This is a genomic window from Mesorhizobium sp. M0960 (genome assembly GCF_040319055.1).
Classification (GTDB): Bacteria; Pseudomonadota; Alphaproteobacteria; order Rhizobiales; family Rhizobiaceae; genus Mesorhizobium.
Genome location: NZ_JAMYNN010000006.1, coordinates 79464 through 105943 on the forward strand (window position 1 = coordinate 79464; position 26480 = coordinate 105943).

Here is a 26480-nt window from a genome sequence, read left to right on the forward strand (position 1 = left end):
AAATGGCGGGCAACGGCGCGTCTTCAAGCCGAGTTCAGCATTCGAGGACAGGCGGTGCTTGATCGGAATTGCGCTGCCTGCTGCAATCGGCGCTGTCCTGCGACGCGTAGCGAGGAATCTACACGGCCAGCGCCAGCTTTGCCGCGGCGGGCACAAACGGACGAATGCTCATGCCGTCTCTGCCGATGGTGACGAAGCTCGAGGGCGGAATCGCCTGCCAGTCGCTGCCGTCGCGGTCGAAGGGTTCCGACACGACGCAACGGCCTCCGCCATTGCGGAAGGCGGACGTGTAGAGCGTCGGCGCGTGGCCGTCGCTCGTATAGCGCACCGCGTAAAGCGATTGTCCGTCGGAAAAAGCCGCCGTCAATTTCAGCGCCGGCTCGAAGCCGCCGCGGCGCGAGGCGTCGATGACGCGGCTGGTGGCGCGCGATACGGCGCCCTGCGGATCACCTGCCAGGTCCTCTTCGGTCATCATCAGAAAGAACAGTTCCGAATCCGTGGCGCCCTCACGCTGGTCGAAGGCGGCGTCGGAGAGCGAATTCTCCAGCGCGCGACGGATCTTTTCGAAGCCGCCGATCTGGCCATTGTGCATGAACGACCAGCGGCCCGAAATGAACGGATGACAGTTCATGCGGCTGGTGGCGCCACCGGTCGAAGCCCGGATATGGGCGAGGAACAGGCCTGACTTGATCTGCCGGCACAGGCTTTTCAGATTGGGGTCCGACCAGGCCGGCAGGATGTCGCGATAGAGGCCGGGCTCCGGTCGGTCGCCATACCAGGCCAAGCCAAAACCATCGCCATTGGTCGGCGATTTGGCTTCCTGGGCGCAGTGGCTCTGGGCGATCAGCGAGTGGCAGGGCGCCGTGACGATGTCTTCGAGAAAGACGGCTTCGCCGAGATAGGCGGCCCACCGGCACATAGCGCCTAACGTCCCCTGTTATGCGTCCGCTCGTAGAGCTCACGGATGATGCCGCTTGCCGTGGTCTCGAACAGAAACGGCAAGAAAGCATGAATGAGCGCGGCAAAAGCCGCCATGAACAATCGCGACGAGAACCATGCGGCGAAAGCCATATGGCCGAAATAACTCTCGCCGACCGCAGCCGGGTGAGAGGTGAAAAGTCTTGCGAGCCGTGCGGTCATGTCGGTCCCTCCTGCCAGCATGAAGAGCCGACGATGAATATCCTGGCATGGGTGTTCGGTTCATCGGTCCCAAATTGTCCTTGTGAAAGGCTGAATTTTGGGACAAACATCCCACATGACGCCGGAAATCGACGAAATAGACCGGAGATTGCTGGCCGAGCTGCAGCGCGACGGCACGCTGTCCGTCGACCAGCTCTCGGCAAGAATATCGCTGTCGCGCAATGCCTGCTGGCGCCGGGTCAAGCGGCTGGAGGAAGACGGCGTCATCACCGGCCGCGTGGCGCTGGTCGACGCCGACAAGCTCGGGCTCGGCCTTTCCGTGTTCATCCTGATCCGCACCTCGAATCACGATCCCGACTGGCTGCAAAAATTCCGGGCGGCGGTGACCGGCTTTGCCGAGATCACCGGCGCCTACCGCATGTCCGGCGATCTCGACTATGTCTTGCGCGCCCGTGTCGCCGACGTCAAAGCCTATGACCGGCTCTATCAGCGGTTGATCGCCAAGGTGGCGTTGTCGGACGTTTCGGCCTCGTTCGTCATGGAAGAGATCAAGGAGACCACGATCGTTCCGATGGAACTGCGCTGAGGCGGAACTGCGCTGAAAGAAAGCCGTTGATAGCATTGTCGCCGAGTTGACTGGACCGGCGTTCGCGACGATAGGATCAGCCTTATGCGCGCAGCACTTTATCCCACCTCCGTCATCGGTCCGGCTGTCGGCTTCGTCAGGCTGCCGCATGGCGAGGGATTGCCGCTTCCCGCCTATGAGAGCTCGGGCGCCGCCGGCATGGACCTGCGCGCCGCCGTCCCGGACGACAGGCCGCTCTTGATCCTGCCGGGAAAGCGCGCACTGGTGCCGACCGGCCTGGTCCTGGAAATTCCCGAGGGCGTCGAAGGCCAGGTCCGGCCGCGTTCGGGCCTCGCCTTCAAGCACGGGCTCACCTGCCTCAACACGCCCGGCACCATCGACAGCGACTATCGCGGCGAGGTCAAGGTGCTGCTGATCAATCTCGGCGACGAGGATTTCGCGGTAACGCGCGGCATGCGGATTGCCCAGATCGTCTTCGCCCCGGTGACGCAGGCGACCGTCGAGGAGCGCACATTGGCCGGCGGCACAACGCGCGGCTCCGGTGGCTTCGGATCGACCGGCACGGCCTGATGAGCGCGGCGAAATGAAGATCCCCAAGCTCGTCATCTTCGATTGCGACGGGGTTCTGGTCGACACCGAGAACCTGGCCAACCGGCGCCTCGCCGAATGGTTGAGCGCGGCAGGCTTTCCGGCCAGCTTCGAATATTGCCGCAAGAATTTCTCCGGCCGCAGCATGGTCTCGGTGCAGAAGGAAGTCGAGGCGACCGGCGTCAGCCTCGGCGCCGATTTTGTCGAGCGCTGGAACGCCGGCCTGCCGGACCTGTTCGCGCATGGCGTCGAGGCCATCCCCTACGTTCGCGAGTTCATCGAAACCGTGCACGCCGCCGGCATCGCCACCTGCGTCGCCTCGTCGGCACGGGTATCGAAAATGCACATCACACTCGGTCTGACCGGGCTGCTGCCGCTGTTTGAGCATGCGCTGTTCAGCTCGACCATGGTCTCGCGTGGCAAGCCGTTCCCCGACCTCTTCCTGCATGCGGCAGCGACGATGGGCTTCGCGCCCGCCGATTGCATCGTCATCGAGGACAGCGTCGCCGGGACGGCAGCCGGCATCGCCGCCGGCATGCGCGTCTATTCCTATCACGGCGACCCGCTTTCCGACCGCGACGGACTGAGCGAAGCCGGCGGCATCCTGTTCGACGACATGCGTGAACTGGCCGGGCTGGTGCCGATCCACTAATCGCCTTTGCGCAGGCTGTACGCGCTCGATCTCAGACCGGGCGTGACGCTCCAAGTACTCGGTCGACCGTGTCGCGTATGAGACTGCGCAGATTGGCCGGCCTGTCGAGATGACTGACGACAAGGAGGCCGTCGGCCGCCGCCGTTAGCGCGTCCGCAGTGCGGTCCGGATCGCGATTTGCGTCCGCGATCAGCAGATCCCTTAGGATGCCCCACTTCCAGTGACGATGCTTATCGATCGCCTGGCGAACCGGGCTGCTGGGATCGGGGTATTCGGCAGCGGCGTTCTGGAAGGGGCAGCCGCGGTAGCCCGGCTGATCCGCCGCATCGGCGATGAGATCGAATATGGCAAGGATCATCTGGCGAGGCGGCCGCCGGTCAAGCTTCGCGATCGCCGCCCGTCCCCCCTTGCTGAGCTCCTCGATGTAAGCGCGGACGAGATCGTCCTTGGCCGCGAAGTGATGATAGAACGTCGCCTTGGCAACGCCGGCCTCGGCGATGATGCGGTCGATGCCGACTGCGCGCACCCCCTCCAGAGAAAACAGCGCGGTCGCCGTATCGAGGATACGACGGCGCGCAAGACTTTCTGGACGATCGTTGATTCGGGCTGCGGACATGCCTTGACTATATAGCAGACAGGTCTGTATACATCCATATGTAGACAGACAGGTCTACCCACCAGCGGAGGAAAAGTGAACATGGCTTCGATAGTCAGGGAAATCATCGTAGATGCTCCACCGGAAAGCGTATGGGCGACGGTCGGCGACTTCGCCGGCGGCGCCCAACGGATAGCCCCAGGCGTTTTCGTCGACTGCCGGGTGGAGGAGGGCGACGTGCGGGCCCTTATGTTCGCCGACGGCAAGATTGTGCGAGAGCGGCTCATCGCTCGCGACGAGCAGAGCCGGCGGATCGTGTGGGGATGGCTCGGCGACGAGGTCACCCACGATAACACTTCCATGCAGGTCTTTGCCGAGGGCGAGGGCCGGAGCCGCCTGGTCTGGATCCACGACACTCTGCCCGACGAACTCGGCGCGTGGCTCGCAGCCGCCATGGATCACCTGGTGCCGGTTTTCCAGCAGACCCTGGCGACCGAAGCCAAGCCAACATAGTGAGGCAACGCCAGGTGTTTCCCCTTGGCCGCAAAATGCTCTAGCTTGCGCGCGCCCGACATAACGAGCGCGCGCATGACCTTCTCCCTGCTTCGTTTCATCTTTGCCTGCCTGCTGCTGCCTTGTCTTTGGACGGGCAGAGCGGAGGCCGTCAGCTTGCCGGAGCTCGGCAGCGCCGTCCCTGGCCACGGCGATGTCACCTATCTCGATCTCGCCAGGATGGTCATTCCCGATCTGGCCGCGGACAAGGACGGCTTTTTCCGGGGTTCGATGCCGATCGAGATGCGCCACATCGCTGGTCCGGACTACGACGGCTCGCCGCCGGCGACGTCGGGTCTTTCCAACGCCGGCGTGCTCGGCATCAAGGCCGGCGGCAAGGAGCGGCTGACCATGCTGTTCGACCTCGGCGACTCGCCTGACAGTGCCGAGGGCTATGCGGTGCTGGCACTCTACGACATCACCGGCAAGCCGGCCCTGCTCGACGCGGTCAATGTCGCTGTCGACCGCATCACCTATCTTCGCGATCCGGGCAAGCTGCCGATCGGGCCTGGTGACGACGCCATCATCAGCATGAGCACGCATTTCAATTCGAGTCAGGGCTATGGGATCACGCCGCTGATCATGGTCCGCAGCGAGAGGTTCGAGCTGATCGACATGATCTATACGTTCGACGAAAACCTCTGCACCAACCGAAGGACGCAGAATGCGGCGTTCCAGGCGATTGCTGACGGCCAGCCCTATGCAGCCATCAAGGTTACGGTGACCGACGCGACGGTACCGGGCGAAGAAAGCTGCGACGGCCAGCAGCCGCCAGCGGCGTCTTCGCGCAACATTTCCGTCACCTATCATTGGGACAAAAACGCTTCGCACTACGTCAAGGATTCCGACGCGCTGGACCGATTGGCAGAAGAGAACGCCAAACGCTTCTGAGCCAACCGCATTTGTTTGCCCGGCGCGTTCCGCCGGGCTAGAATTTGCCTCACATTCTGCACTGGAGGGGAGCATCCATGGATAAGGGCAAGATTTTTCGCGACCTGCATGCCTCGATCTTCGTCATGGCCAATTCCTGGGACGTCGGCACGACCAAGCTTTTGGCCTCGTTCGGCTTCAAGGCGCTGGCGACGACCAGCGCCGGTTTTGCCTTTTCGCGCGGCCTGCCCGATGGCGCGGTGACGTTCGAGGCGATGATCCACCATTGCCGTGAAGTGTCGGCGGCGACCGGGCTGCCGGTTTCGGCGGATCTCGAAAAGGGCAAGGGCGACAGCGCGACAAGTGCCGGCGAGACGATCTTCGCCGCCGAGGCGGCTGGCCTCGCCGGCTGCTCGATCGAGGACCATACCGGCGAGCCCGACAAGCCGATCTATGATTTTTCGCATGCGGTCGAGCGCGTCGCGGCGGCGGCGGAAGCGGCACGGGCGCTGAAACGCGATTTCGTCTTCACCGCGCGGGCCGAGAATTTCCTGTGGGGCAAGCCCGACCTCGACGATACGATCAAGCGGCTGCAGGCGTTCGAGAAAGCCGGCGCCGACGTGCTCTATGCACCAGGGCTGAGCGACATCGAGACGGTGCGGACCGTCTGCTCGGCGCTGACCAGGCCGGTCAACGTCATGGCCCGGCCTGGCTTCACCATCGCCGACCTGGCCATGGCGGGGGTAAAGCGCGTCTCGCTCGGCCCATGGCTCACCAATTTCGCCTTCGGCATGCTGGAGACCGCGGCGCGCGAGATCCAGCAGGACGGCACGTTCGGCTTCACCCGCGCCGCCATGCCATTCGGCAAGCTGCAGGCGCTGTTTGCCAAATCTTCAGCCTAGGTAGGCCCCGGCGAATGACGCTCACCGTCGTCGACATGCACACCGGCGGCGAGCCACTGCGGATCGTCACCGGCGGCTACCCCGACATTCCCAAGGGCACGATTCTCGAAAGGCGTGCCTATGTGCGCGACCATCTCGATCATCTCAGAAAGATCCTGATGTTCGAGCCGCGCGGCCATTACGACATGTATGGCGCGCTGCTGGTGGAGCCTGACCTGCCGGGCGCCGACCTCGCGGTGCTGTTCATGCACAATGAAGGCTATTCGACGATGTGCGGCCACGCCATCGTCGCGCTCGGCCGCTATGCCGTCGACGAGCGGCTGGTGGCGCCACGCGAGCCGATGACGACGGTCAATATCGAGGCGCCATGCGGGCTGATTTCGGCTGCGGTCGAGGTAAGGGATGGCAAGGCCGGTGCGGTGTCATTCGAAAGCGTGCCGGCGTTTCTGTTTGCCCGCGACCAGCGGATCGAGCTGCCGGGCTACGGCGCAGTCGGCTTCGACATCGCCTATGGCGGCGCCTTCTATGCGCTGGCCGACTGCCGCCAGTTCGGGCTGGAATTCGGCAGGAACCGGGTGCGCGATTTCGTCGATGCAGCGACGGCGCTGACCAATAAGCTCAAGGCCGAATTGCCGCTGTCGCATCCCGACCATGCCGATCTCGCCTTTCTCTACGGCACCATCCTGACCGACGGACAGGATGCGATCTCCGATACGCCGACCAAAAACATCTGCGTTTTCGCCGAAGCCGAGGTCGACCGTTCGCCGACCGGCTCGGGCGTCACCGCGCGGCTGGCGGCCATGCACGCCAAGGGCCAGATCGAAATTGGCCGGACACGGCTGTTCGAGAGCATCGCCGGCTCGCGCTTTTCCGGCGCGGTCGTGCGCACGGCCAAAGCCGGGCCGCATGACGCCATCATCGCCCGCGTCGGCGGCCGCGCTTACTACTCAGGGCGGGCCGAATTCATTGTCGAGGACGACGACGAACTGGGGCGCGGCTTTCTGCTGCGCTAAGCATCATCCCGCGCCGAGATCGCCTTGTGCAGGTGCACCATCATGGCGGCGGCGAACAGCGGCGTCAGAAGGTTGAGCAGCGGCACGGCGAGGAAGGCGGCGACAACCAGCCCGGCCAGGAACACGGTGACCGCGTGCTTCCTGCGCAGCGCCTTGGCCTCGGCCTCCGGGCGAAAACGCATGGCGGCGAACTCGAAGAACTCGCGCCCGAGCAGATAACCGTTGACGACGAAGAAGGCGGCGATATTGATGCCTGGCACCAGCAGAAGCAGCAGGGCGACGATGTTGCCGAGGATGACGACGCCGAAGAACCTGATCGCCAGCACCAGCGAGCGCAGCGCCGGCACTGCGCGGCCGGGCGGATCGTTGGGATAGTCGGTGCGCTCGACGACTTCGGCGACGTCGTCGAGGAACAGGCCAGCGATGATCGCCGTCACCGGCGCGATGAGCAGCGCCAAGCCCAGCGCAAGGCCGATGCCGGCGACGACGGCGCCCAGCCATCCGGCCCAGGAGGGCAGGCTGGGCAGCCATGCATCGATCCATGGCCAGGCCAGCCAGTCGAACAGGCCCTTGATCCCGAACCAAAGTGCCGCCAGCGTCAGCAAGGTCAGCCCCAGCGTCTTCACGAACACGGAACGGAATTCGGGCGAGAACAGCCGGCTCAAGGCGGCGCGGGCGGCGTCGAGGATCACGGCGTTTCCAATTCCATGTCAAACATGCCCGTGGCTGATATCTCCGAATAGGCGGAGACAGCGTAGGCTGCAAGCGCCCTAGCGCGCGACCTTTGCCTGGGGAATGGTCATCGCCGCCACGCCGACGACGACCAGGGCCATTCCCCACCACGCGCTCGGACCAAGGCTTTCGCCAAGGAACACGGCTCCGATAGCAACGCCGATCGGCACCCGCAGATAGGCTTGCGAGGTGGTGCCGACGGAGCCCAGCGTGTGGAGGAGACGGAAATAGATGCAAAAGGCCAGCGCGGTTGAAAACACCGAAAGCCCGAGCAGCGCAAGGATCGAAGCTGTCGACGGCGTCAAGGTCCATGGCTGGTCGAACGCAAGGCTCAAGGGGATCAGCATCGCGGCGCCGCAGAGCATCGAACCGGCGGCCGGCACCATCGGGTCGAGCCCCCTGAAGCCGCGGCCGAAAACGGCCGCGCCGGCATAGCAGATCGTCGCCGCGATCACGGCAAGTTGCGGTAACAATTGCTGTCCGAGGCCGCCAAGCGCCGGGGCGCCGACAACGAGGCATATTCCGGCTATTCCCGCCGCGACGCCAAACAGCTTGCGCATGGTCGACGGTTCGTGGCGGGTGATGAGGGCGGTCAGCAAGAAGGTAAAGATCGGCGAGGTCGCATTCAGGATCGTGGCCAGCCCGGCATCCAGCGAGCGCTCGGCCCAAGCGATCAGCGTGAACGGCACGACGCTGTTGAGGCATGCCTGGAATGCAAACCGGCGCCAGCTTGTGGCATCACCCGGCAAGGTCAGCCCGCGCCAGCGGATCAGGGCAAGCAGGATGCCACCCGCGATCAGGGTTCGCGCGGCGATCAGCGTCACCGGCGGGATCGTCGCAACGCCGATCTTGATGAAGCTGTAGGATGCACCCCAGAGCACTGCCAACACGACGAGCAGCACCAGCTCGATCCTCGTGTCGGTTTTCATAGACATGGCCGGCGGGGACCTCTGGGCATCGCTCATCTCAGCCATGCTTGTAAGCCAGGCACGCGAGAAATGCTTCGGCCGCCATCCAACGATGGTGGCTATGCTGACATTCGTCGGATCGTCGCATTGTCGACTAGGCAAAGCCGCATCAAACCGCTAGACCCGCCCGCGCCCGGCATGGCAGAAAGCCGGTGGGTTTTTGGCGGAGACATGAATTGATGCCGGACTATGACGTGCTTTGTATCGGAAATGCCATCGTCGACATCATCGCCCAGTGCGATGAGGCGTTCCTGGAGACCAACGGCATCATCAAGGGCGCGATGAATTTGATCGACACGAGGCGCGCCGAACTGCTCTACAGCCGCATGGGCCCGGCCATTGAAGCCTCGGGCGGCAGCGCCGGCAACACGGCGGCGGGCGTCGCCTCCTTCGGCGGTCGCGCCGCTTTCTTCGGCAAGGTCTCCAACGACGCGCTCGGCAAAATCTACGCGCATGACATGCATGCCCAGGGCGTCGCCTTCGACACAAAACCGCTCGATGGCGAACCGCCGACGGCGCGCTCGATGATCTTCGTCACGCCGGACGGCGAGCGCTCGATGAACACCTATCTCGGCGCCTGCGTCGAGCTCGGCCCGGAGGATGTTGAGGCCGACAAGGCGTCGGGCGCCGCCGTCACCTATTTCGAGGGCTATCTGTGGGACCCGCCGCGCGCCAAGGAAGCGTTCCGGCAGACGGCGAAGTTCGCCCATGCCGCCGGGCGCGAAGTATCGATGACATTGTCGGACTCGTTCTGCGTCGACCGTTACCGCGACGAATTCCTCGACCTGATGCGCTCCGGCACCGTGGATATCGTCTTTGCCAACAGCCACGAGATCAAGTCGCTCTACCAGACCGCGTCCTTCGACGAGGCGCTGGCGCAGATCCGCAGGGACTGCAAGATCGCCATTGTCACCCGTTCGGAAAAGGGCTCGGTCATCGTGCGCCGCGACGAGACCGTCACCATCGAGGCGACCAGGATCCGCGAGCTGGTCGACACGACAGGCGCCGGCGACCTCTACGCCGCCGGCTTCCTCTACGGCTACACGCAAGGCCGCGGCCTGAAGCAGTGCGGTGATCTCGGCTCGCTGGCGGCCGGACTGGTCATCCAGCAGATCGGCCCAAGGCCACGGCAGAATCTGCGCCGAGAGGCCGAGCAGGCGGGATTGTTGTAGGGGCACCTCTTTCCTTCTCCCCTTGTGGGAGAAGGTGGATCGGCGCGCAGCGCCGAGACGGTTGAGGGGTGTTGGATGGAGTGCTGCCGGCGCCAAGCTGGAACACCCCTCATCCGACCTCGCTTCGCGAGGCCACCTTCTCCCACAGGGAGGCCTTTGCACAGAATCGGATTGGTGATTCTGTGGCGTGGTCGCTACGGGAGATTCGCGGATGGTTGATCGTGTGCTTGGTCAATTGAGCTTGGCGGACGGCCTTGCGGTGTCGGATGAGACGATCTTCGATCTTGTTGCGAAGGAGATCGACTGGGGTCCGATCGACGGGCTTTTGGGCGCACGCAGCGGAGCCGGGCCGGGCACGGCCAGCTATCCGGCGCCAGTGCTGATGCGCTGCCTTTTGTTGGGCGCATGGCATGGGCTGAGCGATCCAGCGCTTGAGGCACAGATCCGCGACCGGCTGTCGTTCCGCCGCTTTGCCGGCTTCAGCCTTTCGGACCGCACGCCCGACCATTCGACGCTGTGGCGCTTCCGCGAGGAACTGACGCGCGAGCGGCTGATCGACAAGGTGTTCGAGGAGATCAACCGCCAGCTTGAGGACAAGGGCCTGATCGTCAAGCGCGGCACGCTGGTCGATGCCTCGTTCCTGCAAGCTCGCGGCCGCCCGCCGAAACAGCCCAAGAAGGGCCACCAGGGCCCGGTCAAGCCATCGGCGGACAAGGATGCGCGCTGGGGCAAGAAGGGCAAGAAGAGCACCTTCGGCTACAAGATGCACATCGGCGTCGACCAGGATCATACGCTGATCCGGCGCGTCGAGGTGAGCGACGCTTCGGTCACCGACACCGAGCCGGCCGACGCACTGATCAGCGGCGATGAAAGGGCGGTCTATGGCGATCAGGCTTATTATACCCACGCCAGACATGCCCGGCTGGTCGAGGCAGGCATCAAGGACCGCCTGATGCGGCGGCCCAACAAACATCATCCCGAGTTGCCGCCGCGCCAGAAGCGGCGCAACCAGCTGATCGCCAAGGTGCGGGCGGCGGTCGAGCGACCCTTCGCCGTGTTCAAGGAGAGCTATGCCATGCGGCGCCTGCGCTTCTTCAACCTCGCCGCCAACCGAATGCAGTGCATGCTGGCGGCCTGCGCCTACAACCTGCGCCGCATGGTCAGCACCCTCCATCCGCCTGGCGAGAAGCCGGCATAAGCAGGAGTCCGTCCGTAATCGGCCGGATGAGCCGATTATCCTGAAAAATGCCGCGCTGAACCGGCCAAGCAGCGCTCTCCGACGCTCAAAAAAGCATATATGCCTCAAATCGCATATCTATGCGCCTTCTCTGCAAAGGCCCCACAAGGGGAGAAGGAAAGGGCGCTGCCGCTACGTGCCCCTCAAGCCCCAGCGCTATACGCCGCGATCGCCGCCATATTGACGATGTCCGAATCCTTCGCGTTGAGCGAGACGATCTGAACCGGCTTGTTCAGGCCGACCAGCAGCGGGCCGATGACGGTCGAGCCGCCGAGCTCCTGCAGCATCTTGGTCGAGATCGAGGCCGAGTGGAACGCCGGCATGATCAGCACATTGGCGGGGCCGGTCAGCCTGATGAACGGATACTGCGCCATGGCGCGGGCGTTGAGCGCCACGTCGGCGGCCATTTCGCCGTCATACTCGAAATCGACGCGGCGCTTGTCGAGGATGCGCACCGCTTCCTGGACGCGCTCGGAGCGCTCGCCCTGCGGATGGCCGAAGGTCGAATAGGCGAGCATAGCGAGCCTCGGCTCGTAGCCCATGCGGCGGGCGAAGCCGGCGGCCTCCTCGGCGATGTCGGCGATCTGTTCAGCGTTCGGCATGTCGTGCACGGCGGTGTCGGCGACAAGCACGGTGCGACCCCGCGCCAGCACGATCGACACGCCGATGACGCAATGGCCGGGCCTTGCGTCGATGACGCGGCGGATGTCGTCGAGCGCCGTCGAATAGTTGCGGGTAACGCCGGTGACGATGCCGTCGGCATCGCCCAGCGCCACCATGCAGGCGGCGAAATGGTTGCGGTCGTTGTTGATCAGCCGCTGGCAGTCGCGGAACAGGAAGCCTTTGCGCTGCATGCGCTCGTAGAGATAATCGGTGTAGACGGAGTTGCGCCGCGACAGCCGCGCATTGATGATCTCGATGCCTTGCTTGCCGAGGTCGATGCCGGCATTCCGGGCGTTTTCCTTGATGATGTCGTCGCGGCCGAGCAGGATGGCGGTGCCGAGCCGCTGGTTCACATAAGAGACGGCGGCGCGCATCACCTGCTCCTCCTCGCCCTCGGCAAAGACGATGCGCTTGGGCTGGCGGCGCACGCGGTCGTAGATGCGCTGCAGCGTCGAGGCGATCGGGTCGCGGCGGGCGGAAAGCTCCTGCGCGTAGCGGTCGAGATCGAGGATCGGCTTGCGCGCGACGCCGGAGTCCATCGCCGCCTTGGCGACCGCGATCGGGATCGCCGAGATCAGCCGCGGGTCGAACGGCACCGGGATGATGTAGTTGGGGCCGAATTTCGGCCGGTTGCCCTGATAGGCGGCGGCGACGTCGTCGGGCACGTCCTGGCGCGCCAGCTCCGCCAGCGCCCGGGCGGCGGCGATCTTCATGTCGTCATTGATGGTGGTCGCCCGCACATCCAGTGCGCCGCGAAAGATGTAGGGGAAGCCAAGCACGTTGTTGACCTGGTTGGGATAGTCGGACCGCCCCGTCGCCATGATGGCGTCGGTGCGGATCTCGGCGACCTCCTCCGGTGTGATCTCGGGGTCGGGATTGGCCATGGCGAAGATGATCGGGTTCTTGGCCATCGACTGCACCATCCTGGTGGTCAGCGTGCCCTTGGCCGAGAGGCCGAGGAACACGTCGGCGCCGTCCAGCGCCTCGGCCAGCGAGCGCGCGCCGGTTTTGACGGCATGCGCCGATTTCCACTGGTTCATGCCTTCGGTGCGGCCCTGGAAGACGACGCCTTTGGTGTCGCAAAGGATGATATTCTCAGGCGCAAAGCCCATCGCCTTCATCAATTCGATGCAGGCGATGCCGGCAGCACCGGCGCCATTGCAGACCATTTTCGTGGTCTTCATGTCGCGGCCGGTGATTTCCAGCGCGTTAATCAGCCCGGCGGCCGAGATGATGGCGGTGCCGTGCTGGTCGTCATGGAACACCGGTATGTCCATCAATTCGCGCAGCCGCTGCTCGATGATGAAGCATTCCGGTGCCTTGATGTCCTCGAGGTTGATGCCGCCGAAGGAGGGGCCGAGAAAGCGCACGCAGTTGATGAATTCGTCGGCATCCTCGGTGTCGACCTCGAGGTCGATGGAATCGACATCGGCGAAGCGCTTGAACAGCACCGCCTTGCCTTCCATCACCGGCTTCGAGGCCAGCGCGCCGAGATTGCCGAGGCCGAGGATAGCGGTGCCGTTGGAGATGACGGCGACCATGTTGCCGCGAACCGTGTAGTCGAAGGCGCGGCTCGGGTCCTCGGCGATGGCGAGAACCGGCACCGCGACGCCCGGCGAATAGGCGAGGCTGAGATCGCGCTGCGTCGCCATCGGTTTTGTGGCGACGATCTCCAGCTTGCCCGGACGGCCCATGGCGTGGAATTCCAGCGCCTCCTGGGCGCTGACTGAGGGCCCGTTGCTTTCGGTTTTCTTGGCCATGGTACTCTTGGTTTCCTCGCCCGTACGGCACCGCTTGAGATGGGTGCGCATGCTTTCTTTTGTGGAAGGTTCGGGATTAAGGCTACACTTCGCCGCTGTAAACCGCCAAGCATGGCTTGGAAAATTTTGGAAGCAGCTTTTTGAACGACGAGACGCCCATTCGAAGCGACAACGCCACGCCGGCCTTCGCGCCGGCGACGCCGATGATGGAGCAGTACATCGAGATCAAGGCGGCGAACCCGGATTCGCTGCTGTTCTACCGCATGGGCGATTTCTACGAGCTGTTCTTCGACGATGCCGAGAAGGCAAGCCGGGCGCTCGGCATCGTGCTGACCAAGCGCGGCAAGCACCAGGGGCTCGACATCCCGATGTGCGGCGTGGCGGTGCACGCCGCCGACGATTATTTGCAGAAGCTGATCGGCCAGGGGTTCCGCGTCGCCGTCTGCGAGCAGATCGAGGATCCAGCCGAGGCCAGGAAGCGCGGCGGCAAATCGGTGGTGCGCCGCGATGTTGTGCGCCTGGTGACGCCAGGCACCATCACCGAGGACAAACTGCTGGCGCCGTCGGAATCGAGTTTTCTGATGGCGCTGGGACGGGTCAAGGGCGGCGCCGAGCATTCCTTCGCGTTGGCCTGGATCGAGATCTCGACCGGTGTCTTCCGCGTCGCTGAAACCACCGCCGACCGGCTGCTCGCCGACGTCTTCCGTGTCGATCCGCGCGAGCTGATCGTCGCCGAACCGGTGTTTTACGACCCGGAGCTGAAACCGGTGTTCGACGTGCTCGGCCGCGTCGCCAGCCCTCAGCCGCCGTCGCTGTTCGATTCGGCTTCGGCCGCCGGCCGCATCGCCCGCTTCTTCGAGGTGGCGACGCCTGACAGTTTCGGCTCGTTTTCGCGCGCCGAGCTGTCGGCGATCTCAGGCGTCATCGCGTATGTCGAGAAGACGCAGAAAGCGGAGCGGCCGCCGCTGTCGCGGCCGGAGCGCGAGGAGCAGGGATCGACACTGTTCATCGACCCGGCGACGCGCGCCAATCTGGAGCTGCTGCGCACGCTGTCCGGCAGCCGCGAGGGGTCGCTGTTCAAGGCGATCGACCGCACGGTGACCGGTGGCGGCGCAAGGCTGCTCGCTGACCGGCTGATGGCGCCGCTGACCGACCCGGCGGCAATCGCTGCAAGGCTGGATTCGGTGTCGTTCTTCCGCTCCGAGACGCGCCTCTGCCAGGCGGTGCGGGCCAGCCTGAAGAGCGTCGCCGACATGCCGCGCGCGCTGTCCAGGCTGGCGCTCAACCGCGGGGGTCCGCGCGATCTCGGCGCGCTGCGCGCCGGTTTCGAAGCGGCCGGCGCCATCGCCGGACTGTTCGGGCAAACCGCCTTGCCCGCCGAACTGGCGGCGGCGCTAGCGGCCATCAAGGCACTGCCCGGCGCGCTGGCGACGCATCTGGCACAGGCGCTCAGCGACGAGCTGCCGCTGCTCAAGCGCGACGGCGGCTTCGTCCGTTCCGGTTACCACGCCGAACTCGATGAGATGCGGGCACTGCGCGACGAGTCGCGAAAAGTGATCGCCGGGCTGGAGCGCTCGCTGATCGACGAGACCGGCATCCGCTCGCTGAAGATCAGGCACAACAATGTGCTGGGATACTACATCGAAGTCACCGCCAACCACCATGCGCTGATGACCGGCAGCGACGGCGCCAAGGCGCGCTTCATCCACCGCCAGACCATGGCCAACGCCATGCGCTTCACCACCACGGAACTCGCCGAGCTGGAATCGAAGATCGCCAATGCCGCCGACCGGGCGCTGGCGATCGAGCTTGCCGCTTTCGAGGCGCTGACGGCGGAAGTCGTCGGCCAGGCCGACAGGATCCGCGCCGGCGCCGAAGCGCTCGCCGCGCTCGACGTTTCGGCAGCCCTTGCCTTGCTTTCCGAAAGCGAGGCCTGGTGCCGGCCGCTGGTCGATGCGAGCCTTGCCTTCGAGATTTCGGGCGGACGCCATCCGGTGGTCGAACAGGCACTGCGGCGTTCCGGCGAAGGCCCGTTCGTCGCCAATGATTGCGATCTGTCGCCGCAAGGCGATGCCAAGGCCGGCGCGATCTGGCTGCTGACCGGCCCCAATATGGGCGGCAAGTCGACCTTTCTCAGGCAAAACGCGCTGATCGCCATCCTTGCCCAGACCGGCTCCTTCGTGCCGGCGGCATCAGCCCATATCGGCGTCGTCGACCGGCTGTTTTCGCGGGTCGGCGCCTCCGACGATCTGGCGCGCGGCCGCTCGACCTTCATGGTCGAGATGGTCGAGACAGCGGCGATCCTCAACCAGGCCGGCGAACGCGCACTGGTCATCCTCGACGAGATCGGCCGCGGCACCGCCACTTTCGACGGCCTCTCGATCGCCTGGGCGGCGGTCGAATATTTGCACGAGAAGAACCGCTGCCGGGCGATCTTCGCCACGCATTTCCACGAGATGACGGCGCTCGCCGGAAAACTGCCGCGGCTCTCCAACGTCACCATGCGGGTCAAGGAATGGGAGGGCGACGTGGTCTTCCTGCACGAGGTCGGCAAGGGTGCCGCCGACCGTTCCTACGGCGTCCAGGTAGCGCGGCTTGCCGGCTTGCCGGAAGCCGTCGTCGGCCGGGCCAAAGAAGTGCTGCACCAGCTTGAAGCCGGCGAGGTCTCGGGCAAGGCCAACCGTCTGGTCGACGACCTGCCGCTGTTTTCCGTGGCGGCGAAGCGGGAAGCGTCGAAGCCGGCCAGGAGTGATGGGCTGGGTGAAGCGCTAGCGGAGATCAATCCCGACGAGATGACGCCACGCGAGGCGCTGGAAGCGCTGTACCGGCTGAAGGGGCTTGTGGGGAAGTAGTGCTCGTCCGATAGCGCTCTACGGCGCCCCCCTCTGTCCTGCCGGACATCTCCCCCTCAAGGGGGGAGATTGGCAGTTTCGCTGACAGCGCTTTTTCCTTCGACGTTCGAAGTTGGCGAAAGCCGATGCGAGATCCAATCTCCCCCTCAGTGGGGGAGATGTCCGGCAGGACAGAGGGGGGTGTGACGGAACGCTGCTTTGGCTTGCCTTCCGCCCCACCCCCTCAAATCATCGCCAGGCCCGACTTCCGCCTCGGCGGTGGGAAGGCGCGGTCAATTTCGGCGAAATCTTCGCTCGTGAGCTCGATGTCCAACGCCGCGACATTCTGCCGGACATGCTCCGGGCGGCTAGCTTTGGGAATCGCGATCACCCCGTCCTGCGCCATCACCCAGGCAAGCGCGATCTGCGCCGGCGTCGCACCGTGGCGAGCGGCGATGGCATCTAACCTGGCATTGCGCGCCAATACCCCCTGATCGACCGGCGAATAGGCCATCAGCGGCATACCGCGTTGCCGGCTCCACGGGGCGAGGTCGAACTCGACGCCGCGCTGCGACAGATTGTAGAGCACCTGATTGGTCTGGACGTTGCCGCCGGCCGGCAATCGGACCAGCTCTTCCATCTCGCCGGTATCGAAATTGCTGACGCCCCAATGGCGGATCTTGCCGGCTGCCTTCAACGCTTCGAATGCCTCGACCGTTTCCGTCAAGGGCACGCTGCCCGGCCAATGCAGCAAATAAAGATCGATGCGGTCGGTGGCGAGATGCCTCAGGCTGTTCTCGCAGGCCCGTTTCACGCCGGCGCGCGAGGCATTGGACGGCAGCACCTTGGAGACCAGGAAAACCTCGTCGCGGCGACCAGCGATGGCCTCCGCCACCACCTCCTCGGCACCGCCGCTGGCATACATTTCGGCGGTGTCGATCAGCGTCATGCCGAGATCCAGCCCGAGCTTCAGGGCATTGGCCTCGTCGGTACGGCGGCGGCCGTCTTCGCCCATCTTCCAGGTGCCCTGGCCGAGCACCGGCACGGCTTCGCCGCAGGGCAGGGTGGTCGTTCGTATCGTCGATGGCATGGCATGCTCCAGTCCGAGGCCCGGATAGCACCATAGCCGCCAAGGGAAATCCAGGTGAAGCAGAAATCCAGGTGAAGCCTCTCGCCTGGATTCCCCGACAGCGTGACGCCTACTTCACTGGATGGGCGGCGAGCCAGTCCTGCATCTGCTTGATCTCGGCTTGCTGCGCGGCGATCACCGCTTCGGCCAGCTTGCGGATTTCCGGATCCTTGCCATTGGCGAGCTCGACCTTGGCCATGTCGATGGCAGCCTGGTGATGCGGGATCATGCCGCGAGCGAAATCGACATCGGCATTGCCGGAATATTCGATCGCCATCATGTCGGTATGCATCTTGTCCATCGCCGCCTTGTAGCCCTCGGTCGAGGGGCTCTGCGCGCCCATGGCGCCCATGTCGTGCTTCATCTCCTCGGCTTGTGCAGGAACGCTTTCGAGGAAAACAGCAAGCAGCATTCCCGCCGCCATCATCAGCAGCACGATCTTCTTGGCCAAGGTCATTCATCGTCTCCTTTTTTGAACAGGGTGTATCTGGAAGTTTTACTCAGAGTTTCAATGTCCTGAGCCGCAATGCGTTGGCGATGACCGAAACCGAAGACAGGCTCATCGCCGCCGCCGCAATCATCGGCGACAACAGCGTGCCGGTGAGCGGATAAAGCACGCCGGCAGCCACCGGCACGCCAAGCACATTGTAGAGAAAAGCGAAAAACAGGTTCTGGCGGATGTTGCGGATCGTCGCGCGGGCCAGCGTCCTGGCCCTGACGATACCGTTGAGATCGCCCTTGACCAGCGTAATCCCCGCACTTTCGACCGCAACATCGGCGCCGGTGCCCATGGCGATGCCGACATCGGCGGCGGCAAGTGCCGGCGCATCGTTGACGCCATCGCCGGCCATGGCGACGCCGGCACCGCCGGCGCGCAACTCCTCAACCAGCGCGTTCTTCTGTTCGGGCAAAAGCCCGGCATGCACCGCGTCGATGCCGAGCTTGGCGGCGATGGCCTTGGCGGTGCGCTCATTGTCGCCGGTCGCCATGACGATCTTCAGCCCGCTGTCATGCAGCGCCTTGATCGCCTCGGCGGTGGTCGCCTTGATCGGGTCGGCGACGGCGACGAGGCCGGCGAGCTTGCCTGCGACAGCGACGAACATCGCGGTCTTGCCGTCGGACTGCAGCGCCTCGGCACTGGCCAGGACCGAAGCCGTATCGATGCCGAGATCGGCCATCATCGCGGCATTGCCAAGCGCCACCTTCTGTCCCGAAACCGTGCCGGAAACACCCTTGCCGGTGACAGCCTCGAAACCGCTCGCGTCGGGGACCTTCACCCCGCGTCCGCGGGCGCCGTCAACGATCGCCTCGGCCAGCGGATGCTCCGAGCCTTTTTCCAGCCCGGCGGCGAGCGCCAGCAACTCGTCTTGCGCCATGCCTTCGACGGCAACGACGTCGGTCAGTCGCGGCCGGCCTTCGGTCAGCGTTCCCGTCTTGTCGACGATCAGCGTGTCGACCGAGGCAAAGCGCTCGAGCGCCGCCGCTTCCTTGATCAGCACGCCGGCATGCGCGCCGCGCCCGGTAGCGGTCATGATCGACATTGGGGTCGCAAGGCCCAGCGCACATGGACAGGCGATAATCAGTACCGAGACCGCCGCGACGATGGCAAACACCAGGCTGGGTTCCGGTCCGACGATCGCCCAGGCGATAAACGCAATGATCGCGACCAGCACGACGGCCGGGACGAAGTAGAACGAGACGCGGTCGGCCAACCCCTGGATCGGCGCGCGTGAACGCTGCGCCTTGGCGACAAGCTCGACGATCCGCGCCAGTGTCGTCTCGGCGCCGATCTTTTCGGCGCGCATGACCAGTGAGCCATTCTTGTTGAGCGTGCCGCCGGTGAGGTTGTCGCCTTCGGTCTTTTCGACCGGCAGCGGCTCGCCCGTGATCATCGATTCGTCGATGGAGGAGCGTCCTTCGAGCACAATGCCGTCGACCGGCACGGCGTCGCCGGGGCGGATGCGCAAGCGGTGGCCGGCTTTGACCGTTTCGAGCGGCACGTCGTTTTCGGAACCGTCCGCGCCGATCAGCCGCGCCGTCTTCGGCGCCAGGTCGAGCAGCGCGCGGATCGCCGAGCCGGTTTTCTCACGGGCACGCAATTCCAGCACCTGGCCGAGGAACACCAGCGCAACGATCACTGCCGCCGCCTCGAAATAGACCGGCACGGTGCCATCATGGCCGCGGAACTGGTGCGGAAAGAGGCCTGGAAACAGTGTGGCGACGACGCTGTAGAGATAGGCGGCACCGACGCCGAGCGAAATCAGCGTCCACATATTGGGGCTGCGGTTGAGCATCGAATCCCAGCCGCGGTGGAAGAACGGGAATGCCGCCCACAGCACCACGGGGCTGGCCAGCGCCAGTTCCAGCCAGACCTTCGCGCGGTCGTCGATGAAGGCCTGAAACGTCAGGCCGAGCATCGGCGCCATGGCGATGACCAGCAACGGCACGGACAGCACCGCGCTCACCCAGAAGCGCCTGGTGAAATCGACCAGTTCGGGGTTAGGCCCCTCGTCGCCGGTCGGCACGCCCATCGGCTCCAGCGCCATGCCGCAGATCGGGCAGGAGCCGGGCTTGTCGCGGATGATTTCGGGATGCATCGGGCAGGTGTATTGCGTGCCCTTGGGCATCGCCTGCGGCGCCGGCTTGTCGCCGAGATATTTTGCCGGCTCGGCCTCGAACTTCGCCTTGCTGCCGGCGGAGCAGAAATAGAAGCCTTGGCCCTCGTGGCGCAAAAAGTGCTTGGCCGTGGCGCGATCGACGCTCATGCCGCAGACGGGATCGGTTGCGGTCAGATATTTCTGGGGTTCGGCGACGAATTTCGAACGGCAGCTTTCGCTGCAGAAATGATAGCGATGGCCGTCATGCCCGGCGGTCGGCTTGCCAGCGGCCGGATCGACGGTCATGCCGCAGACCGGATCCCGGACGACGGCGTCCGCGGCAGGCGAGGCGCTCTTTGCCGAGCAGCAGCAGCCATGGCTGTGATGATCGTGGTCGGAATGCGTCATGCCGAAAGCCCCTGTATTTCGATGTTGCAGCGGAGGTAGTGCTTCCAGTAACTGGAAGGTCAAGGGCCGATTTTCGATTTTTCGCGGCCAGGCCCAAACCGAACCGGCTGCGGGCACGAGACGATCGTCCCGTCGGCGGCCGCGGAGAACGCGTCCGTCCGCCCCATACCCAGCGCCGCGAAAACGCGCTATAGACGCCGCCGAAACGGCGAGGCCGAACGGCATTTATGGCAAGAATATCCCTGAAGCTCGAGGAACTGATCGACGGCGAAGCCTTGCGCCGCGAGATGACCGAACTGACCGCGGCCACGGCAGGCGACGGTTCGGGCAAGGCCGCGCGCGGCGGCGTCCTCAAGCTGCTCAAAAGCCGGCTCGCCGACGGGCGCACTGTCGCCGAACGCATGCTGATGGACGACGGCAGCGGCACCGCCTGCGCCGCCCGGCTGTCGCATCTGATGGATGAGATCATCCGTGCGCTCTACGATTTCGCTGCCACCCATGTCTACCGCGTGAAAAACCCGTCGTCGGCCGAGCGCATGGCGGTCGTCGCCGTCGGCGGCTATGGCCGCGGCACGCTGGCGCCGGGGTCCGACATCGATCTCCTGTTCCTGCTGCCCTACAAGCAGACGCCGTGGGGCGAGCAGATCGTCGAATATATGCTCTACATGCTGTGGGACCTCGGGCTGAAGGTCGGTCACGCGACGCGCAACATCGACGAGTGCCTCAGGCTGTCGCGCACCGACATCACCATCCGCACCTCGATCCTGGAGGCGCGCTTCCTGTGGGGCGAGCGAAAACTCTATGACGAGCTTCTGCAGCGCTTCGACCACGAGGTGGTGCGCACCACCGGCCCCGAATATGTCCAGGCCAAGCTCGCCGAACGCGACGAGCGCCACGCCAAGGCCGGCGAGAGCCGCTACCTGGTCGAACCCAACGTCAAGGACGGCAAGGGCGGCCTGCGCGACCTGCAGACGCTGTTCTGGATCGGCAAATATTTCTACCGGGTGCGCACCGGCGAGGAACTGGTCGAAAAGGGTGTCTTCACCGACGCCGAATACAGGGAATTCCAGAAGGCCGAGGACTTCCTGTGGGCGGTGCGCTGCCACATGCATTTCCTCACCGGCAAGGCGGAGGAACGGCTGCATTTCGACATCCAGCGCGACATCGCTGAGCGGCTCGGCTACACCACCCATCCCGGCCTGTCGGCGGTCGAACGCTTCATGAAGCACTACTTCCTCGTCGCCAAGGATGTCGGCGACCTGACCCGCATTTTCTGCGCCGCGCTCGAGGAGGAGCAGGCTAAGCATGTGCCGGGCTTCAACCGCATCTTCCTCACCTTCTCGCGGCGCAAGCGCAAGCTCGCCGGCACGGCCGATTTCATCGTCGACAACCACCGCATCAACATTGCCGACGACGAGGTGTTCGAGCGCGATCCGGTCAACCTGCTCAGGCTGTTCTGGTTTGCCGACAAGCACGGCCTGGAATTCCACCCCGATGCGCTGAAGCTTTTGACCCGCTCTCTCGGCCTCGTCGGCAAGGCGCTCAGGCGCGACGAGGAGGCCAACCGGCTATTCCTCGACATCTTGACCTCGGACCGCAACGCCGAGCTCAATCTGCGGCGAATGAACGAGGCCGGACTGCTTGCCAAGCTGATCCCGGACTTCGGCAAGATCGTCGCCATGATGCAGTTCTCGATGTATCACCACTACACCGTGGACGAGCATTTGATCCGCTGCATCGGCGTGCTGGCCGAGATCGAGCGCGGCGACGGCGAAAAGGTGCATCCGCTTTCCCACGCGCTGATGCCGGGGCTGAAGAAGAGCCGCGAGGCGCTCTATGTCGCCGTGCTGCTGCACGACATCGCCAAGGGCAGGCCTGAGGACCATTCGCAAGCCGGCGCCAGAATCGCGCGGCGCATCTGCCCGCATATGGGGCTCTCGCCGGCCGACACCGAAACGGTCGCCTGGCTGGTCGAGAACCACCTCGTCATGTCGATGACGGCGCAGACCCGCGATCTCAACGACCGCAAGACGATCGAGGATTTTGCCGCCATCGTGCAGTCGGTCGAACGGCTGAAGATGCTTTTGGTGCTTACCGTCTGCGATATCCGTGGCGTCGGGCCGGGGGTCTGGAACGGTTGGAAAGGCCAGCTGCTGCGTACGCTCTACTACGAGACCGAGCTTTTGTTGACCGGCGGGTTTTCGGAGGTGTCGCGCGCCAAGCGGACTGCGGCGGCGCGCGAACAACTGGCCGAGGCACTTGCCGACTGGCCGGAAAAGGCCCGCAAGCGTTATGTCGGCCAGCACTACGAGAACTATCTGCTGGCGGTCGATCTTCCCGACCAGCTGCGCCATGCCGAATTCATCCGCGAGGCCGATCACGCCGGCAAGAAGCTCGCCACCATGGTCAAGACCCACCAGTTCGAGGCGGTGACCGAGATCACGGTGCTGGCGCAGGACCATCCGCGCCTGCTCTCGGTGATTGCCGGCGCCTGTGCTGCGGCCGGCGGCAACATCGTCGACGCGCAGATATTCACCACTTCGGACGGCCGCGCGCTCGACACCATCCTGATCTCCAGGGAGTTCGACCGCGACGAGGACGAGCGTCGCCGTGCCGAGCGCGTCGGCCGGCTGATCGAGGACGTGCTGTCGGGCAAGAGCTGGCTGCCCGAAATGATCGAGAAGCGCACCAAGCCACGGCGCGGCGCCAAGGTCTTCCGCATCCCGCCACGCGCCGAGATCCGCAACACCCTGTCGAACCGGTTCTCGGTGATCGAGGTCGAAGGACTGGACAGGCCGGGCCTTCTGTCGGAGATCACCGGCATGTTGTCGGACCTGTCGCTCGACATCGCCTCGGCCCACATCACCACCTTCGGCGAAAAGGTCATCGACACGTTCTACGTCACCGATCTCACCGGCCAGAAGATCGACAGCCCGTCGCGTACGGCGACCATCCGCAACAGGCTGATCGCGGTGCTCGAGGGCACGGCGTCCGAGCGCGGCAAGACCAAAACGGCCGCCGAGTGACTGTTACCTTCCATTTGCCCCAATCCCACAGGCAGTCTTCAAGCGCATGAGCCTTGTCAAGAAATTCGCCACGGTCGCTTCCGGCACGCTGATGAGCCGCGCCCTCGGCTTTGGCCGCGAGATGCTGATGGCTGCCGCACTCGGCACCGGGCCGATCGCCGACGCCTTCAACGCCGCCTTCCAGTTTCCCAACACCTTTCGCCGGCTGTTCGCCGAAGGCGCCTTCAACGCCGCCTTCGTGCCGCTGTTCGCCAAAGAGATCGAGACGCACGGCACCGACGGCGCCAAGCGTTTTTCCGAAGAGGTGTTCGGCGTCTTGTTCACCGCGCTTCTGGCGCTAACCATCGCCATGGAATTGGCGATGCCGCTGATCGTGCGCTACCTGGTGGCGCCGGGCTTTGCCGACACGCCCGGAAAATTCGAGATGACGGTGGCACTGGCGACCGTCATGTTCCCTTACCTGATCTGCATGTCGCTCGGCGCCATGATGGCCGGCATGCTGAATTCGCTGCGCCGCTATTTCGCCGCCGCGGTGGCGCCGGTGTTCCTCAACATCATCCTCATCGCCGTGCTTGCCTATGCCTGGTACAAGGGTTCGGACGCCCGCACCGTCGGTTTCGGGCTGGCCTGGGGCGTACTGGCGGCCGGCTTGGTGCAGCTGGCGATCGTCTGGGCGGCGGTGCGCCATGCCGGCATTTCGATCGGCTTCCGCCGGCCGAAGATGACGCCCAGCGTCAAGCGGCTGCTGATCCTGGCACTGCCGGCGGCGATCACCGGCGGCATCACCCAGATCAACCAGCTGATTGGCACGGCGATCGCGTCGGCGCAGGACAGCGCGGTGTCGTCGCTGGCCTATGCCGACCGCGTTTACCAGCTGCCGCTGGGCGTCGTCGGCGTCGCCGTCGCCATCGTGCTTTTGCCGGAACTGTCGCGGGCGCTGAAGTCAGGCAATCTGGTCGAGGCGGCCAATCTGCAGAACCGCTCGGTCGAGTTCACCCTGTTCATGACCTTGCCGGCGGCGGCCGCCCTGCTGGTCATGTCCGAGCCGATCGTGCGGCTGGTCTATGAGCGCGGCGCCTTCGCCGCCAACAATTCGACGCCGACGGTCGCGGCAATCCTGGCGATCTTCGGCCTCGGTCTGCCGGCCTTCGTGCTGATCAAGGCCTTCACCCCAGGCTATTTCGCCCGCGAGGACACGCGCACGCCGATGATTTTCGCCGCCATCTCGGTGGCGGTTAACATTACGACGGCACTGACGCTGTTTCCGACGATGGGCGCGCCCGGCATTGCCGTTGCCTCCGCCGTCGCCGGCTGGGTCAATGCGGCGATGCTGCTGGCCGTGCTGATCCGGCGCGGCCACTGGGGCCGCGACTTGCCGCTCATGAAACGCATCCCGCGGCTGGTGCTGTCGGCGGCGGTGATGGCGGCGGCGCTCTATTTTGCCGAGCACTGGTTCGCCGCAAGTCTCGGCTCGGGCTCGCCGCTGGTGATCAAGGCGGTAACGCTGCTTGCGCTCGTCGCCGGCGGGGCGCTGCTTTACTTCGTCACTGCGTTTGCCACCGGGGGTGCGGATTTCGGCATGATCCGCCGCAATATCGGGCGTAAAGGCTCCCAGCCGGTCAAGGAGCAATCTCCGGATTCGTGAGGCGGAAAATTCGTCAGGTCCAATTTTGTTCTTGCTTTGTGCCTGCAGCTATGCTACTAATTTGGGTATGGTGCTGATTCGCACCGACGACCCCGCCGCAAGGCGGGTTTTTGATTCTGGTCGGCGCCATCCCCTTCAAACAGCCTTCTGTGGCGTCTTGCTCGGCCACGGTCAAAGCCCCGCGCGGCCTAGCCAACACCCCTCTTGATCGTCTCCTCGCTCTCGTCCATAAGCGCGCCGTCGCAAGACTTTCGCCGCGCGCGAAACGGCCCTCCACAAGCCAGGGATACACCATGACCGGCCTCAACCAGCCCGCCTTCAAGCCACTCGTCTTTTCCGGCGTCCAGCCAACCGGCAATCTGCATCTCGGCAATTATCTCGGCGCCATCAAGAAATTCGTCGCCCTGCAGGACACCTCCGACTGCATCTACTGCGTCGTCGACCTGCATTCGCTGACCGCGCAGCTCGTCTATGAGGATCTTCAGGACCAGACGCGTTCGATCACCGCGGCGTTTCTCGCCTCCGGCATCGATCCGACCAAGCACATCGTCTTCAACCAGTCGCGGGTGATGCAGCACGCCGAGCTTGCCTGGATCTTCAACTGCGTGGCGCGCATTGGCTGGATGAACAGGATGACGCAGTTCAAGGACAAGGCCGGCAAGGACCGCGAGAACGCCTCGCTCGGCCTGCTCGCCTACCCCTCCCTGATGGCCGCCGATATCCTCGTCTACCGCGCCACCCATGTGCCGGTCGGCGACGACCAGAAGCAGCATCTGGAGCTGACCCGCGACATTGCGCAGAAATTCAACAACGATTTTTCGGACCGTATCGCGGCGATTGGTGTCGGCGTCGAGATGCAGGTGGGCGAAGAGACGGTGAACGGCTATTTTCCGCTGACCGAGCCGGTCATCGGCGGCCCGGCGGCGCGCATCATGTCGCTGCGCGACGGTTCGAAAAAGATGTCGAAGTCCGACCCGTCGGACCTGTCGCGCATCAACCTGACCGACGATGTCGACGCCATCTCGAAGAAGATCCGCAAGGCCAAGACGGACCCGGAGGCTTTGCCCGGCGAACTGGACGGGCTTGCCGGCCGGCCGGAAGCGGAAAACCTCGTCGGCATCTATGCCGGCCTCGCCGAAATATCGAAAGAGGCGGTGCTGAAGGAATTCGGCGGCCAGCAGTTTTCGGTGTTCAAGCCGGCGCTGGCCGATCTCGCGGTGGAAAAGCTGGCGCCGATCGCCGGCGAGATGCGCCGCATCTCCGGCGACCGCGCCTATGTCGACGCGGTGCTGCGGGATGGCGGCGAGCGTGCCGGCACATTGGCCGAAGCGACGATGAAGACCGTGCGCGACATTATCGGCCTGCTGCAAGGCTAATTTATGTCGCGCAAAAGTGTGCAGCGGTTTTGCGATAA

22 protein-coding genes are annotated in these 26480 nt (G+C 64.6%); 13 read left to right on the forward strand and 9 right to left on the reverse strand.

Features of this window, described 5'->3' with window-relative positions; translation table 11 throughout:
• Positions 1-118 precede the first annotated feature (118 nt).
• Positions 119-919 (reverse strand): class II glutamine amidotransferase, encoded by an 801-nt coding sequence (locus NKH63_RS14085; protein ID WP_352484936.1) that lies wholly within the window; start codon positions 917-919, stop codon positions 119-121.
• A 5-nt stretch (positions 920-924) separates the two neighbouring features.
• Positions 925-1140, reverse strand: coding sequence for a DUF6356 family protein (locus NKH63_RS14090; protein ID WP_023717932.1), 216 nt, complete (start codon positions 1138-1140; stop codon positions 925-927).
• 115 nt (positions 1141-1255) lie between these two features.
• Here NKH63_RS14090 and NKH63_RS14095 point away from each other — a divergent pair, with 115 nt between their 5' ends.
• The 3 genes from NKH63_RS14095 to NKH63_RS14105 all read left to right on the forward strand — a co-directional run bounded on the left by NKH63_RS14095 (position 1256) and on the right by NKH63_RS14105 (position 2966).
• The gene (locus NKH63_RS14095; RefSeq protein WP_023717931.1) at positions 1256-1726 is read left to right on the forward strand and encodes an Lrp/AsnC family transcriptional regulator; all 471 of its coding nucleotides are present in this window, start codon (positions 1256-1258) and stop codon (positions 1724-1726) included.
• Between the two features lie 84 nt (positions 1727-1810).
• Complete coding sequence (dut, locus tag NKH63_RS14100; protein WP_023717930.1) at positions 1811-2296, forward strand: dUTP diphosphatase; 486 nt, start codon at positions 1811-1813, stop codon at positions 2294-2296.
• Between the two features lie 13 nt (positions 2297-2309).
• Complete coding sequence (locus NKH63_RS14105; protein WP_023717929.1) at positions 2310-2966, forward strand: HAD family hydrolase; 657 nt, start codon at positions 2310-2312, stop codon at positions 2964-2966.
• A 31-nt stretch (positions 2967-2997) separates the two neighbouring features.
• On the opposite strand, the gene NKH63_RS14110 is transcribed toward NKH63_RS14105, so the two are convergent.
• A complete protein-coding gene (locus NKH63_RS14110) occupies positions 2998-3582 on the reverse strand; it encodes a TetR/AcrR family transcriptional regulator (RefSeq protein ID WP_352496647.1) in 585 nt (194 codons plus the stop codon).
• Positions 3583-3663: 81 nt separating this feature from the next.
• Here NKH63_RS14110 and NKH63_RS14115 point away from each other — a divergent pair, with 81 nt between their 5' ends.
• The 4 genes from NKH63_RS14115 to NKH63_RS14130 all read left to right on the forward strand — a co-directional run bounded on the left by NKH63_RS14115 (position 3664) and on the right by NKH63_RS14130 (position 6898).
• The gene (locus NKH63_RS14115; RefSeq protein ID WP_023717927.1) at positions 3664-4074 is read left to right on the forward strand and encodes an SRPBCC family protein; all 411 of its coding nucleotides are present in this window, start codon (positions 3664-3666) and stop codon (positions 4072-4074) included.
• 75 nt (positions 4075-4149) lie between these two features.
• Complete coding sequence (locus NKH63_RS14120; RefSeq protein ID WP_352791987.1) at positions 4150-5004, forward strand: hypothetical protein; 855 nt, start codon at positions 4150-4152, stop codon at positions 5002-5004.
• A 77-nt stretch (positions 5005-5081) separates the two neighbouring features.
• Positions 5082-5885, forward strand: a complete 804-nt coding sequence (locus tag NKH63_RS14125) for an isocitrate lyase/PEP mutase family protein (RefSeq protein ID WP_352484928.1) — start codon at positions 5082-5084, stop codon at positions 5883-5885.
• Positions 5886-5899: 14 nt separating this feature from the next.
• The gene (locus NKH63_RS14130; protein WP_352484926.1) at positions 5900-6898 is read left to right on the forward strand and encodes a proline racemase family protein; all 999 of its coding nucleotides are present in this window, start codon (positions 5900-5902) and stop codon (positions 6896-6898) included.
• Here the strand turns inward: NKH63_RS14130 and NKH63_RS14135 are convergent.
• Positions 6895-7590 carry a sulfate transporter family protein gene (locus NKH63_RS14135; protein ID WP_352484924.1) on the reverse strand — a complete coding sequence of 232 codons (696 nt, stop codon included), beginning with the start codon at positions 7588-7590 and terminating at the stop codon, positions 6895-6897. The genes NKH63_RS14130 and NKH63_RS14135 overlap by 4 nt on opposite strands.
• Positions 7591-7668: 78 nt before the next feature.
• Positions 7669-8559 (reverse strand): DMT family transporter, encoded by an 891-nt coding sequence (locus NKH63_RS14140; protein WP_502896330.1) that lies wholly within the window; start codon positions 8557-8559, stop codon positions 7669-7671.
• Positions 8560-8777: 218 nt separating this feature from the next.
• Between NKH63_RS14140 and NKH63_RS14145 the strand changes: the two genes are divergently transcribed.
• Positions 8778-9770 carry an adenosine kinase gene (locus NKH63_RS14145; RefSeq protein WP_352484921.1) on the forward strand — a complete coding sequence of 331 codons (993 nt, stop codon included), beginning with the start codon at positions 8778-8780 and terminating at the stop codon, positions 9768-9770.
• A 211-nt stretch (positions 9771-9981) separates the two neighbouring features.
• Complete coding sequence (locus NKH63_RS14150; RefSeq protein ID WP_352917987.1) at positions 9982-10968, forward strand: IS5 family transposase; 987 nt, start codon at positions 9982-9984, stop codon at positions 10966-10968.
• Between the two features lie 182 nt (positions 10969-11150).
• Here the strand turns inward: NKH63_RS14150 and NKH63_RS14155 are convergent, their stop codons facing one another.
• A complete protein-coding gene (locus NKH63_RS14155; RefSeq protein ID WP_023717919.1) occupies positions 11151-13430 on the reverse strand; it encodes an NADP-dependent malic enzyme in 2280 nt (759 codons plus the stop codon).
• A gap of 203 nt (positions 13431-13633) precedes the next feature.
• Between NKH63_RS14155 and mutS the strand changes: the two genes are divergently transcribed.
• Positions 13634-16282 (forward strand): DNA mismatch repair protein MutS, encoded by a 2649-nt coding sequence (gene mutS, locus NKH63_RS14160; RefSeq protein WP_352918063.1) that lies wholly within the window; start codon positions 13634-13636, stop codon positions 16280-16282.
• A gap of 223 nt (positions 16283-16505) precedes the next feature.
• Here the strand turns inward: mutS and NKH63_RS14165 are convergent, their stop codons facing one another.
• The 3 genes from NKH63_RS14165 to NKH63_RS14175 all read right to left on the reverse strand — a co-directional run bounded on the left by NKH63_RS14165 (position 16506) and on the right by NKH63_RS14175 (position 20395).
• Positions 16506-17351: an aldo/keto reductase gene (locus NKH63_RS14165; RefSeq protein ID WP_352483314.1), complete on the reverse strand. Its 846-nt coding sequence runs from the start codon at positions 17349-17351 to the stop codon at positions 16506-16508.
• Positions 17352-17460: 109 nt separating this feature from the next.
• Entirely contained in the window at positions 17461-17847 is a 387-nt protein-coding gene (gene copM, locus NKH63_RS14170; RefSeq protein ID WP_023676379.1) for a CopM family metallochaperone, read from the reverse strand.
• A 43-nt stretch (positions 17848-17890) separates the two neighbouring features.
• Entirely contained in the window at positions 17891-20395 is a 2505-nt protein-coding gene (locus NKH63_RS14175) for a heavy metal translocating P-type ATPase (RefSeq protein ID WP_352917988.1), read from the reverse strand.
• Between the two features lie 227 nt (positions 20396-20622).
• On the opposite strand from NKH63_RS14175, the gene NKH63_RS14180 reads away from it, so the two are divergent.
• The 3 genes from NKH63_RS14180 (at position 20623) to trpS (ending at position 26442) form a co-directional block, all read left to right on the forward strand.
• Entirely contained in the window at positions 20623-23421 is a 2799-nt protein-coding gene (locus NKH63_RS14180) for a [protein-PII] uridylyltransferase (protein ID WP_352917989.1), read from the forward strand.
• A gap of 46 nt (positions 23422-23467) precedes the next feature.
• Complete coding sequence (gene murJ / locus NKH63_RS14185) at positions 23468-25066, forward strand: murein biosynthesis integral membrane protein MurJ (RefSeq protein ID WP_352493727.1); 1599 nt, start codon at positions 23468-23470, stop codon at positions 25064-25066.
• A gap of 293 nt (positions 25067-25359) precedes the next feature.
• Complete coding sequence (gene trpS / locus NKH63_RS14190; RefSeq protein WP_352917991.1) at positions 25360-26442, forward strand: tryptophan--tRNA ligase; 1083 nt, start codon at positions 25360-25362, stop codon at positions 26440-26442.
• The last annotated feature ends 38 nt before the right edge of the window (positions 26443-26480 follow it).

Excerpts from the sequence above, each read along its gene's own strand:
- trpS (WP_352917991.1), top strand. The coding sequence starts at position 25,360 with ATGACCGGCCTCAACCAGCCCGCCTTCAAGCCACTCGTCTTTTCCGGC.
- NKH63_RS14180 (WP_352917989.1), top strand. The coding sequence starts at position 20,623 with ATGGCAAGAATATCCCTGAAGCTCGAGGAACTGATCGACGGCGAAGCC.
- NKH63_RS14110 (WP_352496647.1), bottom strand. The coding sequence starts at position 3,582 with ATGTCCGCAGCCCGAATCAACGATCGTCCAGAAAGTCTTGCGCGCCGT.
- NKH63_RS14175 (WP_352917988.1), bottom strand. The coding sequence starts at position 20,395 with ATGACGCATTCCGACCACGATCATCACAGCCATGGCTGCTGCTGCTCG.
- NKH63_RS14155 (WP_023717919.1), bottom strand. The coding sequence starts at position 13,430 with ATGGCCAAGAAAACCGAAAGCAACGGGCCCTCAGTCAGCGCCCAGGAG.
- mutS (WP_352918063.1), top strand. The coding sequence starts at position 13,634 with ATGATGGAGCAGTACATCGAGATCAAGGCGGCGAACCCGGATTCGCTG.
- NKH63_RS14165 (WP_352483314.1), bottom strand. The coding sequence starts at position 17,351 with ATGCCATCGACGATACGAACGACCACCCTGCCCTGCGGCGAAGCCGTG.
- NKH63_RS14105 (WP_023717929.1), top strand. The coding sequence starts at position 2,310 with ATGAAGATCCCCAAGCTCGTCATCTTCGATTGCGACGGGGTTCTGGTC.
- NKH63_RS14095 (WP_023717931.1), top strand. The coding sequence starts at position 1,256 with ATGACGCCGGAAATCGACGAAATAGACCGGAGATTGCTGGCCGAGCTG.
- NKH63_RS14120 (WP_352791987.1), top strand. The coding sequence starts at position 4,150 with ATGACCTTCTCCCTGCTTCGTTTCATCTTTGCCTGCCTGCTGCTGCCT.
- dut (WP_023717930.1), top strand. The coding sequence starts at position 1,811 with ATGCGCGCAGCACTTTATCCCACCTCCGTCATCGGTCCGGCTGTCGGC.
- NKH63_RS14145 (WP_352484921.1), top strand. The coding sequence starts at position 8,778 with ATGCCGGACTATGACGTGCTTTGTATCGGAAATGCCATCGTCGACATC.
- copM (WP_023676379.1), bottom strand. The coding sequence starts at position 17,847 with ATGACCTTGGCCAAGAAGATCGTGCTGCTGATGATGGCGGCGGGAATG.
- NKH63_RS14150 (WP_352917987.1), top strand. The coding sequence starts at position 9,982 with ATGGTTGATCGTGTGCTTGGTCAATTGAGCTTGGCGGACGGCCTTGCG.
- NKH63_RS14125 (WP_352484928.1), top strand. The coding sequence starts at position 5,082 with ATGGATAAGGGCAAGATTTTTCGCGACCTGCATGCCTCGATCTTCGTC.
- murJ (WP_352493727.1), top strand. The coding sequence starts at position 23,468 with ATGAGCCTTGTCAAGAAATTCGCCACGGTCGCTTCCGGCACGCTGATG.
- NKH63_RS14090 (WP_023717932.1), bottom strand. The coding sequence starts at position 1,140 with ATGACCGCACGGCTCGCAAGACTTTTCACCTCTCACCCGGCTGCGGTC.
- NKH63_RS14130 (WP_352484926.1), top strand. The coding sequence starts at position 5,900 with ATGACGCTCACCGTCGTCGACATGCACACCGGCGGCGAGCCACTGCGG.
- NKH63_RS14140 (WP_502896330.1), bottom strand. The coding sequence starts at position 8,559 with ATGAAAACCGACACGAGGATCGAGCTGGTGCTGCTCGTCGTGTTGGCA.
- NKH63_RS14085 (WP_352484936.1), bottom strand. The coding sequence starts at position 919 with ATGTGCCGGTGGGCCGCCTATCTCGGCGAAGCCGTCTTTCTCGAAGAC.
- NKH63_RS14115 (WP_023717927.1), top strand. The coding sequence starts at position 3,664 with ATGGCTTCGATAGTCAGGGAAATCATCGTAGATGCTCCACCGGAAAGC.